Below are 16,151 nucleotides of genomic sequence, written 5' to 3'. Positions count from 1 at the left end.
TAAAATCTAATACTTTAAAACACCCTACAGCTGTATAATGAAAAAGGCTGTATCGTGGCAGTAAGGGCCTGGCTTATCGCTAATGCGAGTTCACCTCACCCTCTGACGGTACAGCTTTTTGATTGCCGGATAATCCTCTGGCTTATTTGTCATGGCTATATGTTAAATACCTGTTTCGGTTTGTCAAAAATACAAGCTGTCTACTGAAAGTTTATAACTGTCTTATGGAATTCCATATCTGTCATAATTGGTATATCAATTGTCTAATTTGATTCCACCAATTCCATAAATCTGTCTACAAAAAGTCCTTGATTTTTGAACCGGTTTAGAAGTAAGAAATAAACAACCAACAGATAGAAATGAAAACAAATAAATTTGGTGTTTCCATAACCCGGGAAGTAATATTATAAGCTCAGAAAGAGAAAAGAAACAGCCAAACGGCTAACAAATATCACAACAAAGAAAGAGGTAAATATTATGAGATTTAATGATGTTCAGGATACACGCAAAACAGAAGTTAAGAGAGTACAGAGAAACGAAGCAGTTCGCAAAATGTATGATGAATGCCTTGAGAAGCTTTCAGCTTTTTATAACAAAGAGAAGATGGCAGTAGCTTTTGGAGCAACATTCACACTTTGATCTTTAAAAGAAATGGATGCAATGAATCCCCGGAGTGTTGATTTTGGTCAGTACTCCGGGGAGTTTTAAGTTATAATATTGGTAACAATTTAATCGAACTAAGAAGTAATCTGATTTTGAAATATAAATACATTATTTGCTGAAAATGGGTATGAATATTGCGGAGAGAATAATAGAACCAAGTACATATTTGTCGGATGACCGAAAACGGTTCAGCAATGCTGCATTAAAAGCGATGATTGTGCCGCTTCTTATTGAGCAGCTTCTTCAGATGGTGGTAGGACTTGCAGATACAATGATGGTTAGTTACGCCGGAGAAGCCGTAGTTGCAGGTGTAGGACTTGATACTATGGTCTACACCATATTCATATATTTGTTTACTGCTATTTCCGCAGGAGGATCGGTAGTTGTATCTCAATACATTGGGAGCAAAGAGAAGGATAATGCTGATCTTTCAGCTTCGCAGATATTTTTTATAGGCGGGGTGCTTTCGATTGTATGCATGGTGATGATGCTTGTTTTCGGATCAGCACTTCTGCAGGCTATGTATCCCAAGGCAGAGGCGGATACGATGGCGGCCTGCAAGACATACATGTGGATAGTGGCCTGGTCTTTTCCGGCAAATGCTATCTATAATTCGGGGACAGCTGTTTTTCGTGCCATGGGGCAGACCAGAGTACCCATGTGGGTCTCATTTATTGCAAACTTGGTTAATGTGGTCGGGAATGCAATAGGAATATTTGTACTGAAGGCAGGCGCTGCCGGAGTAGCATGGCCGACAACAATCTCATGGTATGTGGCTGCGGTTATTATGACCGTGCTGTGCCTTGAGACAAGGACATCTGATGATATTCTTAAAAGACTTAATGTGCTCGGTGCCAAAAGAATCAGTATTAATATAAAGGATTCTCTTCGCCTAAATGCAGCTATGGCAAGGCGCATATTAGGTGTGGCAATTCCGAATTCCATTGAAAATACACTTTTTCAGGCGGCAAAGGTTGTTCTGGGTATGCTTACCGCAACTTTTGGGACATCGCAGATAGCTGCAAATACCACAGGACAGACATTCTGGTCACTGGCTGCATGCATGGGCATGTCAATGGGAACAGTTTTCATCACAGTTGTCGGACAGTGTGTGGGCGCCGGCGACTATGAGGCGGCTGAGTGGAATATAAGAAAGCTTACGAGATTATCGCTTGTGTTGGCAATCATTTGGAATGTGATGGTAATGGCACTGACGCCGGTTTTGCGTACTTTGTATAATCTTTCGGATGAGACAAAGCGGCTGATTTTGATAATAGTTGCGATACACAATCTGTTTTCTGCGCTGGTTCAGCCTTTTTCAGGCCCACTTTCATCGGGGCTTCGAGCTGCGGGTGATGTAAAATTCACGATGTGGGCATCGATATTTGCCACAGTTATCTGCAGGACAGTCCTGTCATTTATCCTTGCTCTGTGGATGGGCATGGGTGTAATAGGAATAGCTCTGGCAATGGTGCTTGACTGGTGCATTAAGGCAGCTCTTGATATCTGGCGATTCAAGACCGGAAAATGGATGAATAAAAAGATAATATAGTTGAAGTTGGAAAATAATATGGATGCAAAGAGGATAGAAAAACTAAAAGAAACTTATGTCCTGAAAGCACATTCTGAGGGAAGCTTATGAAAAAATGGTGGGTTACTTTTTGTGTGATGTTCCTTTTGCTGTTTACAGCCTGCAGCGAAAGAAGCCAGGTCATGGATGGCGATGGGATGATACAAACATTTCAGTATACTCAGATATCGCAGGACGTGGCGAAAGAGATGATGGAAAAAGATGATGGCCATGTTATCGTCGATGTCCGCAGGGAGGATGAGTATGCAGAGGGGCATATTCCGGGCGCGATTTTAATTCCGAATGAAAGCATTGATGTGGATCCGCCTGAGGAACTTCCTGACCCCAATCAGATAATACTCGTCTATTGCAGGAGCGGAAGGCGCAGTAAGGAAGCGTCGCAGAAGCTTGCGGATATGGGATATTCAAATGTTTATGAATTCGGAGGGATCATCGACTGGACCGGGGATATTGAAATAAATAACAATAACGAAACAGAAAACGGAGGAGAGGAAATGGGAGCAGCAAAACTTTTGTACCAGGGACATGCGAGCATGAGGATCACCACAACTGAGGGAAAGGTGATTTATGTGGATCCATTTGCAGGGGAGGGCTATGATGTGCCTGCAGATCTGATACTCATGACACATGGACATTATGATCACACGCAAACGGATACGATAACCACAAAGAATCCTGATTGTGAGACTATCTCGTGGGAGGAAGCATTAAGCGGAGGGCAGCATCAGAGTTTTGACCTCGGATATGTAAAGGTTGAAGCTGTGGAGGCAGGCTACAACAAGAATCATGATGCAAAGCAATGTGTGGGATTTATCCTTACTTTTTCCAATGGTGTGACGCTGTATCTTTCAGGAGATACCTCTACGACGCCGCAGATGCAGAAACTTGCACAGAGAAATCTCGATTACGCATTTTTCTGCTGCGACGGAGTTTACAACATGGATGTGCAGGAAGCGATAGAGTGTGCCAAAACTGTAGGCGCAAAGCACAACATACCCTATCACATGATTCCTGCGGATAAAACGAACTGCTTTGATCAGGCGGTGGCTGAAAGTTTCGACGTACCGGGGAGGATAATACTCAAGCCGGGCGAAGAACTGGTTCTGGAATGACATAATGGGGAGGTTTTCATGGTTGGAGGATATAAGGTAATAACGCTTTGCGGAAGTACACGTTTCAAGAATGAATTCATGGAAGCTCAGAAGAGGCTCACTCTGCAGGGATGTATTGTTATAAGCGTTGGGCTGTTCGGGCATTCCGGAGACCAGGAAGTCTGGGAAAATATGGATGAAGGAACGCTCACCAAGACTAAGGAAATGCTCGATGATATGCATAAACGCAAGATCGACATGGCGGACGGAATATATGTGATCAATGTGGGTAATTACATCGGGGACAGCACAAGGTCTGAGATTGAGTATGCATTGGCGCATGGGAAAACGGTGGAATACCTGGAAGGATAAATTGATGGATAAATGGCAGCAGTTGGACAGAGAATATGTTGTGAGGAACAGATGGGTTACATTGGCAAAAGATAAGGTTCTTCTGCCAAATGGATCGACCATGGATGATTTCTATGTATTTGAGAAGAAAAATGTATCACTTATAGTTGCACTTGATGAAGAAAATAATGTTTTGATCAAGAAAGAATACAGATATCCTGTAGACGAGTTCTTATATGAATTACCGGGTGGAGTAATAGAGGAAGGCAATAATGCGTTAGAAACTGCAAAAAGAGAACTACTTGAAGAAACAGGATATACTTCGGATGAATGGATTAAACTAATTTCCGGGTATGACTATCCTACCAAAGATACAAATGTTGTTAATATCTTTTTGGCGAAGAATGTAAGGAAGTGTTCCGGACAGAAGCTCGAAATATCCGAGGATATCGAGTTTGAATTCATTCCACTGAAAAAGGCAATCGATATGTGTGTTTCAAATGAAATAAAGGTAAACGGGACAATTTCCGGTCTGATGCTTACAGAAAAATTGTTGCAAGTGACGGATATAAAGTGATTTTATCGGTAAAAAGGGGGACATAATGAAAAAAGCTTTTCATGTTGCATATGGTGCATGTATTGCAGCTGCATGCATGCTTTTTAGTGGAGTCAGCGTTAAAGCTGTCGGGGGTGTTGCAATTGATTCCGGCAATTTTCCTGATGACGGATTTAGGAAAATTGTTAGCGAAAAATGCGACAAGGACAAGGATGGCGAGTTATCAGCTTTAGAGATAAGTGAGACGAAAAGCCTTATCGTTGGCGACAATCACGATGACGGTTTTGCTGACATTCAAGCCTATCACTGAAGAGGGCATGGGAGCTGAGATGGTCGATATTAATGGATCAGTTAAAATCGGAGGCTACAACTATCCTGTCACAACTATCGGAAAAGCAGCATTTAAGGGTTATAGTAATCTTAAAGAAATTTATATAGCAGCAGATCTCAAGAAAGTAGATAAAAATGCTTTTACGGGTCTCAATAAGAAAAATAAGGTTACAATTTTCATCAGAACAAAAAATAAAAAGTTCTACAATAGAGTCAGAAAAGTACTTAAGAAGGCTGTGCCCAAGAATGTGGTAATTAAGATGTATAAATATTGATTGCTTAGTATGCACTGGTAAATAATCTGGCAAAGATATAATCGGGGAGAGGTATGAAAAATGAAACATGAAATACAAACAAGATTTACAATTAATTGGCTATATGTCATCGCGCTGATTTTATTAGTGCAGTTTGCGCCATTTTCAGCGGTGAAGGCTTCTGCTTATTCAAAAACTGCTGATGGATTTGAATACAAAACATATCCTGAGGGCTATGTACAAATTTGCGGCTATGAAGGTAACGAGCAAACGGTAGTCATTCCCGAAACAATAAACGGGCTTCCTGTTACAGGAATCGAAGGCAGTGCATTTCAATCATGCAGAAATATAAAAAGCGTGACCGGAAACAGCATAACAAACATATCCGAGAGAGCTTTTATGTTTTGCAGAGATCTTGAATCTGTAAGTTTTCCTAAAACCACAATTATCGGAGAATGGATTTTCTACGCCTGCACTTCACTGAAAAATGTAAACATTCCTATGATTACCTATCTTCCGTTCAATGCTTTTAAAGAATGCAGTGCACTTGAAGAAGTGAGTTTCCCCAAAGTTACCGGTACAGGAAAATGTGTTTTTCAGGATTGTCCGATGCTGAAAAGTGTATCTCTTCCGGCGGCTACCAAGATAAGCTGCTATGTTTTTTCCGGGTGTACCAGCCTTACCGCGGTTTCTTTTCCTAAGGTAACTGAATTTGGAGTTAATGTATGCGAGGATTGTACTGCGTTGGAGTCAGCTGATTTTCCGAGTGCCAAGGAAGTAGGCAGCGATTTGTTTTTAAACTGTGTAAGCCTGAAATCTGTCAATTTTCCTAACGCTGAATATGCATGGGGAGAGTGCTTCAAGGGCTGTGGAAGTCTTGAGAAAGTGAGTCTCCCTAAAGCGAGAACGATTGGAAAAAACGGCTTTTCAGAATGCACGTCGCTGACATTGGTTAGCGCTCCGAAAGCAGAGAGTATAGAGGACGAGGCATTTTCAAATTGCACAAGTTTAAAGACCATAAGCCTTCCCGGCGCAACTACTCTCTGGGGCAACACATTTACCGGCTGTACTTCCTTAACTTCTGCATATTTCCCGAAGGTTATGTATTTGGGAGGAAAAGATTTTTTAAATTGTACTTCATTATCAAAACTGGTTATCGGAGGAATGGTATCAACTTGTGGTGATTACGCCTTTGGTTTCAAACAAAATGCCTCCGGAAAATATGAACTGATAAAGGGATTAACTTTATATACAATTATTGATAACAGAAATCTGGCATACGGATTTGCGGTCAGAAATGGAATAAATGTAGCATCCGTCAATACTACAATAGGCAGGGTTGAGGTTTCGGAAAAATCGTATACCTACACGGGAAAGCTTATAAAGCCTGAAGTTGTTGTAACAGATAAAAGCGGGAAACTCCTGGATAGTTCTGAATATAAAGTGAATTACCAGAGTAATAAGGCGGTCGGAACTGCTTTAGTTACAGTAACAGGTCAAGGCTTTTGCAGCGGATCGGCTTCAACAACTTTCAAAATCCTTCCCGGCAAGACGGATATTACTTTGGCAAAGAGTAAACATAAAAAGCAACTCACATTGAAATGGAATAAGAATACTGCCGGGAACAGCTATGAGATTCAGCTTTCCACTAATAAGAAATTCAAAAAGAAAAAGACGAAAAAGGTCATAATAAGCAAGAAGAATGTCACTAAAGCCAATATAAAAGGTCTGAAGGCCGGTAAAAATTACTATGTCAGAATCAGAAGCTTCAAGAAGATTTCGGGAAAAGAGTATTCAGGCGCCTGGTCGGATGTTAAAGTAGTTAATGTCATGCGGTAAGTGATTGATAATAGATTTAGGATTTTTTTAGATAGCTAAGGAGAGAAAATGCGTAAGGCACGTACTGAAAAAGAAAATGCAATCAGGGAGAAAATGCTCGCTGAGCTTTATGACAACGAATACAACAAGTTTATAGGATTTGAGGTGATGGAGCTTAGCCCCACATATAGCAAGTCTAGGGTCAAATGTGATACAAGACTTCACAACACATACGGCAGTATCCATGGCGGAGCACTTCTTTCTTTTGTTGATGTAATGGCCGGTGCGACGGCAAGCATGAGCGGATATTATGTTACGACAGTATCTGCAAATTTAAATTTCCTGTTGCCTGCGGTCAACACGGAATACATCTACTGTGAGTGCATGAAACTTAAAACCGGTAAACATATCCTGGTATTTGACATCAGGGTTACTGATGATGCGGGGAATCTTTTGGACAGCGGAGAGTTTTCCTTCTTCGCAAGTAAGGTCCCGGTACTCGGAGATAATTTGAAGTTCTAGAAGGGGCTACATAAAATAAAAAGGAGAATCCTGTTTAGGGATTCTCCGGTAGTGACTATATATTTATATTACCAAACGAAAGTAACTGCGTTAGCTACGTCTTCAGTAATTGTATTATCTTTTACAAGCTTTCCAAGCCATTTCTCAAGATTGTCAACCTTGTGATTTGTCTGGATAAAGTGGATCTTCTTGCCTTCTACATCTGTTGAAAGAAATAATTCGTACATATACATAAGAGAAACCTCCGTTTATTCTTCTTATTTTTTCTTTCATTCTCATTGGCCATTTGAATGTTCTTTCTCGCTTACACATGATATATCGATTGGCCTTTCGAATTTCTTTAGAGCAATTTACAATGTTTATTTTTATTTTTTTTGAGGGGGAATTGTGAAAAAAAGTTACATTTTGGCTGATTAGATTTACCTCATTTTGGAATAGAATGATGAGATTAAAGAGGAAATCACGGAGATACATCAATATAAGAAGGTGTCTTATGTCTAAATGTGCGAAATGTGGAAGAGAATTGAGTGGCAATGAGAGGTTTTGCCCTGACTGCGGAAACTCGCCGAGGTTGGCAAGATGATTGCAGGCATAGCAAAGTACAATATAGCGAGCACGCTGTTCAAGTAATGGATTGCATAAATTAAGTTGACAGATACCCCACCAGGGTATATATTGGAGAAAAACCAGTATACCCTAGTGGGGTATTTGTGCATCATGAAAAACCATCATTTATGGAGGAAATATATGTCAGAGAACGAAAACAAGATGGAAGAAATAGAAGAAATGGAAGGCAGTTGTCCGCACTGCTCAGGCAAGCATAAGGACAGAGACGATAAGGAAAAGAGAGATCTTATGAACAGGCTCAAAAGGATAGAAGGGCAGGTTCGCGGCGTTGAAGGGATGCTGGAGAACGACGCATATTGCACGGATATCCTGGTGCAGGTGTCTGCGATTACAAGTGCGCTCAACAGTTTTAATAAGGTTCTTTTAGCAAATCATATGAAGACCTGCGTGACTGAAAACATTCGTGAAGGTAACGATGAGATTATTGACGAGCTGGTGGTTACACTGCAAAAGCTCATGAAGTAAGTAGGTGAAAAATGGAACAATATAATGTAACCGGAATGAGCTGCGCCGCATGCCAGGCGAGAGTTGAGAAGGCTGTAAATGCCCTGGACGGGGTTGAGAGCTGTGCTGTAAGTCTTCTTACAAACTCGATGGGCGTTGAAGGCAGCGCATCTCCGGAAGAAATAATTAAGGCAGTAGAGGCAGCAGGCTATGGTGCAAGTGTTAAAAGTGCTGCAAAATCCGGTGCTACCGCCAATAACTACGAGGATTCCTTGAAGGATACAGAGACGCCTGTACTTAAGAAGAGACTTATCGCTTCGCTGATTTTACTGGTACCGCTCATGTATGTTTCGATGGGACATATGCTGTGGAACTGGCCGCTTCCGCCGTTTCTTGACGGCAACCATGTGGCGATGGGATTGTATGAGCTGCTGATAGCGGGCTTTATCATGGTGATTAATCAGAAGTTTTTCATCAGCGGTTTTAAGGGGCTTATTCACAGGTCGCCGAACATGGATACCCTGGTGGCCCTTGGAGCGACAGCTTCTTTTGCATACAGTGTCTACGCACTTTTCGCCATGACGGGTGCGGTGAAGGCCGGGAACACGGAGCTGGTAATGCACTACATGGATCAGTTCTATTTTGAATCAGCGGCTACGATCCTGACACTAATCACGGTAGGAAAAACTCTTGAGGCGAGGTCAAAGGGTAAGACCACAGACGCGTTGAAAGCCCTTATGAAGCTTGCGCCCAAGACGGCAGTTATCCTTGATGGCGACCAAGAGAGAACCGTTTCGATCGATGAGGTGAAGGTCGGAGACAGGTTCGTCGTAAGGCCAGGAGACAGCATACCCGTGGACGGTATTGTGAAAGAGGGCGAGAGCGCTGTTAACGAGTCCGCACTCACGGGAGAAAGCGTTCCCGTGGAGAAGCAGGCAGGAGATACTGTTTCAGCTGCAACCATCAATACTTCGGGGTATATGGTGTGCGAGGCCACAAAGGTCGGCGAGGATACCACGCTTGCGGGAATAATACGAATGGTCAGTGACGCTGCCGCAACCAAGGCGCCGATTGCCAAGATTGCCGACAGAGTTTCAGGCGTATTTGTACCCGTGGTTATCGGTATTGCGTTTATAACATTTATCTTGTGGCTGCTCGTCGGGCAGACCTTCGGCTATGCGATTGCGAGAGCCGTATCGGTGCTGGTAATCAGCTGTCCGTGCGCTTTGGGACTTGCAACTCCCGTGGCGATAATGGTCGGAAACGGTGTTGGTGCCAGAAACGGAATTTTGTTCAAGACGGCAGCAGTGCAGGAACTTACCGGAAAAACACAGATAGTAGCGCTTGATAAGACAGGTACGATTACTACAGGAATTATGCGGGTTACCGATGTAATTCCGGCAGACGGTTTTGATGAAAAAGAGTTGATGACAGTCGCTTATGCGCTGGAATCCAAGAGTGAGCATCCTATTTCAAAGGCAATCATTGATTACGCAAAAGAGAAGGCGGTGGAGCTCAGGGAGACAACGGAGTTTGAGGCGCTCTCAGGAAATGGACTGAAGGCGAAGCTTGACGGAGTGGCAGTTGCGGGAGGAAATGCAAGATTTATCACAGATATCCCGGAAAGCGCCGCTGCACACATGAATGAACTTGCCGGCCAGGGTAAAACGCCGGTTCTTTTCACAAAGGATAACAAGCTCGCCGGAATAATTGCTGTAGCTGACACTATAAAGGAAGATACACCGCAGGCCGTCAGCGAGCTCAAGAAAATGGGCATACATGTGGTGATGCTGACGGGTGACAACGAGATCACGGCAAGAGCAATTGCGGATCAGGCAGGTGTGGATGAGGTTGTTGCCGGAGTTTTGCCGGACGGGAAAGAGTCTGTTATCAAAAAGCTCATGGAGCACGGTAAGGTTGCTATGGTGGGTGATGGAATAAACGACGCACCGGCCCTAACCCGCGCTGACGTTGGAATTGCCATCGGGGCAGGAACGGACATCGCCATAGATGCAGCTGATGTTGTACTTATGAAAAGCAGTATCCGCGACGTTGCAGCAGCCATCAGAATTTCGAGAGCAACTATCAGGAATATCCACGAGAACTTGTTCTGGGCATTTTTCTATAATGTGATCGGAATCCCTCTTGCTGCGGGATGCTATGTGGCAGCCTTCGGATGGACGCTCAATCCGATGTTCGGGGCAGCAGCAATGGGACTTTCAAGCTTCTGCGTGGTATCGAATGCGCTTAGACTTAACTGGATAAAGGTTCATGACGGCTCGAGGGACAAGTCCGTGAAAAATGCTGTTGATTATAGAATTATTCAATCAGAAGAAGTTCGGGTTGATAATGATACAAAGGAAAATGATACAAAAGAAAAGGAGAATAAAGAGATGAAGATTAAGGTTAACGGAATGATGTGTCAGCACTGTGAGGCTCACGTAAAGAAGGCGCTTGAGGCAATTGACGGAATAGAATCAGCGGTAGCTTCCCACGAGGAGAATCTGGTAACCATTACAAATTCCAAGGACGTGGATGAGGCTGCTATTAAGGCTGCTGTTACGGAAGCCGGATATGAGTATGTTGGAATCATGTAATTGAGCGTAGATAGAGGCTTAGTGACATTTACTCATATAAAACGTGTAAATAGTTGTAATTATATTTCAAAGGTGTAAACACTTGTATAGAGGTAAAAGCTGCATTTCTGCAGCTGAATTTTAGAGGGGTAGCTGCCGGATTGTTTTAAATCCGGCAGCTTGTGTTATGAAGAAAAGTTTCTAAAAGGGGTTTGCCAAGAGGTTTTGTGTTCCTCTTGATGTTCTTTATGATAATAGAGAATACTAAAATGAAACTAAAATTTTGTGGGCAAAGTGTGAAGATTCGGTGAATTCTGAGCCTGCGATAAACCATGCTCTTGAAGCGGTTTTTGCTCCTGCATCTGGGCGATGTACTCGATGGTGTAGTCGATTTCTTTTGCCAGGAACATAAGCCCTGCGAGGCCCACCACATCGTAGTTTTCGTAGGCGAGCTTCACCTTCTCCTCGATTTTCATAGTCACTGCCTGTCTGGGATATCCCTGGAGAGCCGCTACAGCAGGCCTGAAATAGGCCTCATCCACATCTCCTAGGCAGTCGAAAAGGAAATCTATTCCCGCAGCATTTGCGGGATATTCAATTTTTTCAAGAAGTTCTACGCAGTTGCACGCGCTGAATTCGTTTAGATAGTTCTGAAAATTCAGGAATCGCGAAAGCGAAGTTCTGCCGCCGCGCACATTCTCAGCAAGTTTCAAGATATCATTGTCAGAGAGAACCCGTTCGAAAATCGCGAAAGTTATGTCTCGCTCGTCAGACGCTCTGCAATTGTTCCCATTTTTATCAGATGTAAAATACTCATTATCCTCGTTGGCGAGGTCCTTCTCCCACAGATAGCGGACCCTTCCGAAGTCCTCTCTGTCGATGTAGAGACCAAAGGTATGGCGCGCCTTGTAGTAGCTGTCCTCTGCGTTTTTCGGAAGTGACTTATAGTATATGCCCCTGTCTTTGAAAAATGCATCAAGATCCCTTCGAATCTGAGGCATCTTCGCCTTAAAAGGGAGTTTGATTGCCGCGCCGTCTATCGCCAGAAGCTCATTTTTCTTCGCGTTATAGCCGCAGATCAGGTCCGCCGGCAGATATCCCCCAAGGATGCATATCCACTTGTTATCGTCGCTGACGCATACGTTTTTCAGCGTCTCACCATCTTTGGTCACATAGTCTGAAAAAGTGGATTTTTCAATGATCATCGAGACCTTCTCGTTGTCCAGTTCCTTTCCGAAGTGAGGAAATTTGTCATACTTTTCCTTTTGCTGTCCGGCTCTTTCCCCGGATAGAAGTGAGGGGAACATGTTTTTTAAAGATGAATATATGATGTAAAATGCTACTATCGAAAACACTGCCAGTGAAACAATGCCCTCAAAGATTTTATGGTTTGAGACCAGATTAACTCCGTCAACCATAGCTGAGGCAAGCGATATGCCCATGAATATAATCCAGATGATGAGTATTGTTGCATTCCAGTCATCGGATGAATTGTTTCTCATTTTATAACTACTCCCAAATTCTTTCCCTGATATTACTTAATTACAAGCGTGTTAATAAAATAGCTTGTCAAAAATGCCTGCTAATAAAATTAGCTTTTCTTTAAATGCCTGCTGGAAATCAATGATTTCCCGGGAAGATATTATAACACTAAATTGGTGATAGGATTAGGTGATTTTTAGCTCTAGATGATAAATGTACTATAAATTGGACAGTAAAAATGATAGAATGGATTTGTACCTTCCCTAGAATGCATTTGTTACCTAGGATGGTTTTAAAATATCATGTATTTAGAACACAGGAGGTGCTTTATGGATCCAATTTTTGCTCTGGCCGAATTCTTTAAAATACCGTTAACAATACTTGGGTGTAGTTGGTGGGCGGTATATCTGGCGCTTAAGAAAGTTTTGTTGGGGTTTATTGCCCTGCATCTATGGATGTTCAGCCTTGAACTTCGTAAGCCGTATCCAAGGATTCCGTATGCTCAGGAAGAACTTCAGGAGATATTATTTGGCGAGGATTATTAGGGGATATAATTTCACGAAAATTTCATACTTGTTCGGGACAGAATGAGATATCTTGTATATAGAGGGATCTTGTATGTTGAGGCACTTAGTATATAGAGGTTAGGCCGTTTCCGCAGAATTCGGGAGGACGGGAAATGAAGAGCTTTTTCCAGAAAAACAGAATATGGCTGTTTGCTGTGGTGGTACTGGTTATTTTCATGTGTTCAGTATCAGTTATTGGCATGTGCAAAAATGCGAATAGCGAGGCTGCGACAGATGAAGCTATTGTTATTCCTGCGTACAGCGGGACCGAGACCATCATACTAAATAATAATGTTCCTTCATTCGCTTCGTCGGAGATTACAAGCATATCTTATGAGAGATACGGCGAATTGGATGAGCTGGGAAGGTGTACTCCCGCCATGGCGTGTATTGGTGAGGACCTTATGCCGACCAAGGAGAGGGAGTCCATTGCCGAAGTCAAACCCACAGGCTGGAAGCAGAATAAATACCCCGGACTTGTGGATACTGATCCTCCGTTTCTGTATAACAGATGCCATATGATCGCATATCAGCTGACCGGAGAAAATGCCAATGTGCAGAATCTGATAACCGGCACCAGGTGCATGAACGAGGCCATGATTCCCTATGAAAATGAGGTTGGGGATTATGTTCGCAGCACCGGGTATCATGTGATGTACAGGGTTACTCCGATATTTTCGGGAGACAATCTCCTGTGTGACGGTGTCCGGATAGAGGCGCTTTCTGTAGAGGATAAGGGGAGAGGCGTAAGCTTTAACGTGTACTGCTACAATGTACAGCCCGGAGTGGTCATTGATTACAAGGATGGCAGCAATAAAATTGAAGAAGACGACAACTTCACAAGCCTGGAGGATTTCACAAAAGGAGTGCCAGATGGTGGTACGAAGGGTATCGGTGATGATACTACAAAGGGAATTCCTGATTATGGCGAAAAAGAAGTTACAGATAATACTTCAAAAATGATACCTGATGATATTTCTTATTCTTATGTCGGCAACAGGAATTCTCACGTGTTTCACAGACCGGAATGTGACAGTGTAAACGATATGAAGGAGAAAAATAAGGTATATCTGGAAGGGACAAGAGATGATGCCATAGACCAGGGCTTTAGGCCTTGCCAGAGGTGTAATCCCTAAGAACATGCAAATGAAATCTCTGGTAATTACAGACTGGTCCCCGAGCAATAAATTATGATTGATAAATCAGTGTAAAACAGATTCAAATCCGTGTGGATGCGAATCTGTTTTTTTATGTCTGATACATTAAATACATAAATAATACCAATTATAAATGGGGACTATTCATAGGAGGGTGTGTCATGACAGATTTTATTGCTTTTTGCGGACTGGATTGTGAACAGTGTGAAGCTCGTATTGCTACAGTTAATGATGACAATTCACTAAGAGAAAAGGTAGCAAAGGAATGGACCGAGTTAAATGGAGTGGATATCACTCCCGAGATGATAAACTGCGTTGGCTGCAGACTTACAGGAGTTAAGACACCTTTTTGCCAGTCACTTTGTGAGATCAGACAATGCGCATTGGGCAGGAAGATGGAGACCTGTGGTTCTTGCTCAGATATGAAGGCTTGTTCCAAAGTTGGGATGATCATCAACAACAACCCTGAGGCTAAACAGAGACTAATGGAGGCGTAAAGAAGGAAAAAATAAAAACCTCCAAAATGTGAAGATATTTCTCACCATGTCTCGTTTTTATAAATGAAAACAGTGTGATATATGTGTGATATTGGTACTGGTAAGATAACAGCATAAGATGAAACGAGAGGTGATGGATATGAAAAATACAATGTTTAAAAGAATCGCAATGGTACTTGCAGTTGTAGCACTTGTATCAGGAAGCGCTTTTAATAGAGAGAATATCAAGGTTGAGGCAGAGGAAGCAAATGTGCAGATGATGGAGATCAGTTGCCCTCACTGCCACGAGACCATCACAGTTGATGTAATGAAGGATGATGCCCCGTGTGGTCACTGCCACGAGAATATTCACATTGACGGTTGATAAACCGATAAAGGGTATAGAGAATTCACGATTGGAGGGAGAAGGTTATGCGTAATATTTTTGAAAGTATAATGGAAGAATTCGGTATCATAAATACAGCATCTTATCACAGACCCTTCGGTAGCCTGAATGCGTCGGACTACAGCAGAATCGAGGCGGAGCTTATAAGATTTGCTGATAACGTAGCTATTACCACTTGATCCCTTATTTGGGAAAAGTGTGAAATGAATGTTAAAAAGGGGGCTGTTGCACTTGATTTAATCATCTAAAGCAACAGCTCCTTTTCTTTGAGGCAAAACCTGTCAATTATTTTGCTTTCAGTTTGTAGTGGAACTCAGTATTATTTCCAAAGCACTCCCAGAACTTAATATAGTAAGTGCCTTTTTTCACTTTAATTGTTGTGGATCTTTTGCCGTCACTTACAGACCAGTTGGCGAGAACCTTCTTGCCCTTGCTATTGTATACATATATACGAACATCGGAACTACTATCGCCCAGAGCATAAGCTGTAATTTTCAACCTTTTCTTCTTGCCGGATATTACGACCTTACGGCAATTCTCTGTAGACTTATGGTTATTTGTTGCGGTATTGTAGGTGCAATCCACTAAGTATTCTGTATTTTCCTTATTGAATGCAAGGCCTTTCTTTGTTGTGAAAATCTTGTTGGGAGTGAAGGTTACGCTGTACTTTATAGTACTATTGTGGTGAAAAACGTCCCAAAACTTCAGGTAATGTGCACCGGCTGTAACATTGGCAGCTATAGTGAATCTGCCCTTGTCTGTTGAGTGGTTCTGAATTTCTGATCCGCCGTAACTATCATAGAGAAAAATTCTAACATCTTCATTTGAACTACCGGTGATTGTAATACGTCCGGCAGATTCAGCATTGATGGTTCTGCAGTTTTCTTCATCCGGTAAATTGTTATATGCAGAGTTATAATTCCAAGTACCCGCGTTGTTAGTTTCCGTGTACTCTGTACCGAAAGATATTATAGTGTTTGCTGCTTTAACATCAATCGGCTGTGCGAGTGTGATGCTCATTATCCCCGCAAGCACCAAATCCATGACTTTTTTCATACATTTCATTATAAATACCCTCCTTTAAATGCAATCGTGTGAAATTCTAGCAGAAAATATCGATAAAAGCAAATCGCGTTTCCTAAAAATCTCGCCTAGACATTTATGTTTTCGATGGATTCTCCCTTTCAGTATTCTATGATAGATTACAATTGTAAACAATCTAATTGCAATAAATATTAAAT

General features: G+C 42.3%; 20 protein-coding genes. 17 read left to right on the top strand and 3 right to left on the bottom strand.

All coding sequences use genetic code 11. The annotated features are described in order from the left end of the window. Positions 1–477: 477 nt before the first annotated feature. From G596_RS25025 to G596_RS0116005, 9 genes are all read left to right on the top strand, one after another. Positions 478–639: a hypothetical protein gene (locus G596_RS25025; protein WP_022762845.1), complete on the top strand. Its 162-nt coding sequence runs from the start codon at positions 478–480 to the stop codon at positions 637–639. A gap of 151 nt (positions 640–790) precedes the next feature. Beyond that, positions 791–2,215, top strand: coding sequence for an MATE family efflux transporter (locus tag G596_RS0116040; protein WP_022762844.1), 1,425 nt, complete (start codon positions 791–793; stop codon positions 2,213–2,215). 86 nt (positions 2,216–2,301) lie between these two features. Next, a complete protein-coding gene (locus G596_RS25625) occupies positions 2,302–3,366 on the top strand; it encodes a rhodanese-like domain-containing protein (RefSeq protein WP_242829204.1) in 1,065 nt (354 codons plus the stop codon). An 18-nt stretch (positions 3,367–3,384) separates the two neighbouring features. Then, positions 3,385–3,717, top strand: coding sequence for a hypothetical protein (locus tag G596_RS0116030; RefSeq protein WP_022762843.1), 333 nt, complete (start codon positions 3,385–3,387; stop codon positions 3,715–3,717). Next, a complete protein-coding gene (locus G596_RS0116025; RefSeq protein ID WP_022762842.1) occupies positions 3,686–4,273 on the top strand; it encodes an NUDIX hydrolase in 588 nt (195 codons plus the stop codon). The genes G596_RS0116030 and G596_RS0116025 overlap by 32 nt, the downstream gene beginning before the upstream one ends. Positions 4,274–4,298: 25 nt before the next feature. After that, entirely contained in the window at positions 4,299–4,562 is a 264-nt protein-coding gene (locus tag G596_RS0116020) for a hypothetical protein (RefSeq protein WP_022762841.1), read from the top strand. Continuing rightward, entirely contained in the window at positions 4,537–4,857 is a 321-nt protein-coding gene (locus G596_RS0116015) for a leucine-rich repeat protein (RefSeq protein ID WP_196805242.1), read from the top strand. The genes G596_RS0116020 and G596_RS0116015 overlap by 26 nt, the downstream gene beginning before the upstream one ends. Positions 4,858–4,917: 60 nt before the next feature. Beyond that, positions 4,918–6,675 (top strand): leucine-rich repeat domain-containing protein, encoded by a 1,758-nt coding sequence (locus tag G596_RS0116010; protein WP_022762839.1) that lies wholly within the window; start codon positions 4,918–4,920, stop codon positions 6,673–6,675. 48 nt (positions 6,676–6,723) lie between these two features. Then, complete coding sequence (locus G596_RS0116005) at positions 6,724–7,176, top strand: PaaI family thioesterase (RefSeq protein WP_022762838.1); 453 nt, start codon at positions 6,724–6,726, stop codon at positions 7,174–7,176. Positions 7,177–7,244: 68 nt separating this feature from the next. On the opposite strand, the gene G596_RS25020 is transcribed toward G596_RS0116005, so the two are convergent. Further along, a complete protein-coding gene (locus G596_RS25020) occupies positions 7,245–7,409 on the bottom strand; it encodes a hypothetical protein (RefSeq protein ID WP_022762837.1) in 165 nt (54 codons plus the stop codon). 206 nt (positions 7,410–7,615) lie between these two features. Between G596_RS25020 and G596_RS26110 the strand changes: the two genes are divergently transcribed. The 3 genes from G596_RS26110 (at position 7,616) to G596_RS0115990 (ending at position 10,844) form a co-directional block, all read left to right on the top strand. After that, on the top strand, positions 7,616–7,759 hold the full coding sequence (locus G596_RS26110) for a zinc-ribbon domain-containing protein (RefSeq protein WP_155829324.1): 144 nt from the start codon (positions 7,616–7,618) through the stop codon (positions 7,757–7,759). 164 nt (positions 7,760–7,923) lie between these two features. Then, complete coding sequence (locus G596_RS0115995) at positions 7,924–8,268, top strand: metal-sensing transcriptional repressor (protein WP_022762836.1); 345 nt, start codon at positions 7,924–7,926, stop codon at positions 8,266–8,268. Positions 8,269–8,279: 11 nt separating this feature from the next. Then, positions 8,280–10,844: a heavy metal translocating P-type ATPase gene (locus G596_RS0115990; protein WP_022762835.1), complete on the top strand. Its 2,565-nt coding sequence runs from the start codon at positions 8,280–8,282 to the stop codon at positions 10,842–10,844. Positions 10,845–11,098: 254 nt separating this feature from the next. Here G596_RS0115990 and G596_RS0115985 read toward each other — a convergent pair whose 3' ends face one another. Further along, positions 11,099–12,325 carry a hypothetical protein gene (locus G596_RS0115985; RefSeq protein WP_022762834.1) on the bottom strand — a complete coding sequence of 409 codons (1,227 nt, stop codon included), beginning with the start codon at positions 12,323–12,325 and terminating at the stop codon, positions 11,099–11,101. A gap of 309 nt (positions 12,326–12,634) precedes the next feature. Between G596_RS0115985 and G596_RS0115980 the strand changes: the two genes are divergently transcribed. The 5 genes from G596_RS0115980 to G596_RS25010 all read left to right on the top strand — a co-directional run bounded on the left by G596_RS0115980 (position 12,635) and on the right by G596_RS25010 (position 15,089). Further along, a complete protein-coding gene (locus G596_RS0115980) occupies positions 12,635–12,850 on the top strand; it encodes a hypothetical protein (protein WP_022762833.1) in 216 nt (71 codons plus the stop codon). A 134-nt stretch (positions 12,851–12,984) separates the two neighbouring features. Further along, positions 12,985–14,007, top strand: a complete 1,023-nt coding sequence (locus G596_RS0115975; RefSeq protein WP_022762832.1) for a DNA/RNA non-specific endonuclease — start codon at positions 12,985–12,987, stop codon at positions 14,005–14,007. Between the two features lie 182 nt (positions 14,008–14,189). Beyond that, positions 14,190–14,525: a DUF3795 domain-containing protein gene (locus tag G596_RS0115970; RefSeq protein WP_022762831.1), complete on the top strand. Its 336-nt coding sequence runs from the start codon at positions 14,190–14,192 to the stop codon at positions 14,523–14,525. A 139-nt stretch (positions 14,526–14,664) separates the two neighbouring features. Then, positions 14,665–14,889, top strand: coding sequence for a hypothetical protein (locus tag G596_RS0115965; protein ID WP_022762830.1), 225 nt, complete (start codon positions 14,665–14,667; stop codon positions 14,887–14,889). A 47-nt stretch (positions 14,890–14,936) separates the two neighbouring features. Beyond that, positions 14,937–15,089 carry a hypothetical protein gene (locus G596_RS25010; protein ID WP_022762829.1) on the top strand — a complete coding sequence of 51 codons (153 nt, stop codon included), beginning with the start codon at positions 14,937–14,939 and terminating at the stop codon, positions 15,087–15,089. 106 nt (positions 15,090–15,195) lie between these two features. On the opposite strand, the gene G596_RS0115955 is transcribed toward G596_RS25010, so the two are convergent. Then, entirely contained in the window at positions 15,196–15,975 is a 780-nt protein-coding gene (locus G596_RS0115955; protein WP_022762828.1) for a hypothetical protein, read from the bottom strand. Positions 15,976–16,151: the final 176 nt, after the last annotated feature.

Source organism: Butyrivibrio sp. AD3002, from assembly GCF_000420905.1.
GTDB lineage: Bacteria > Bacillota > Clostridia > Lachnospirales > Lachnospiraceae > Butyrivibrio.
Note: the sequence above shows the minus strand (reverse complement) of the source record. Positions and strands in the feature narration are given on the sequence as shown.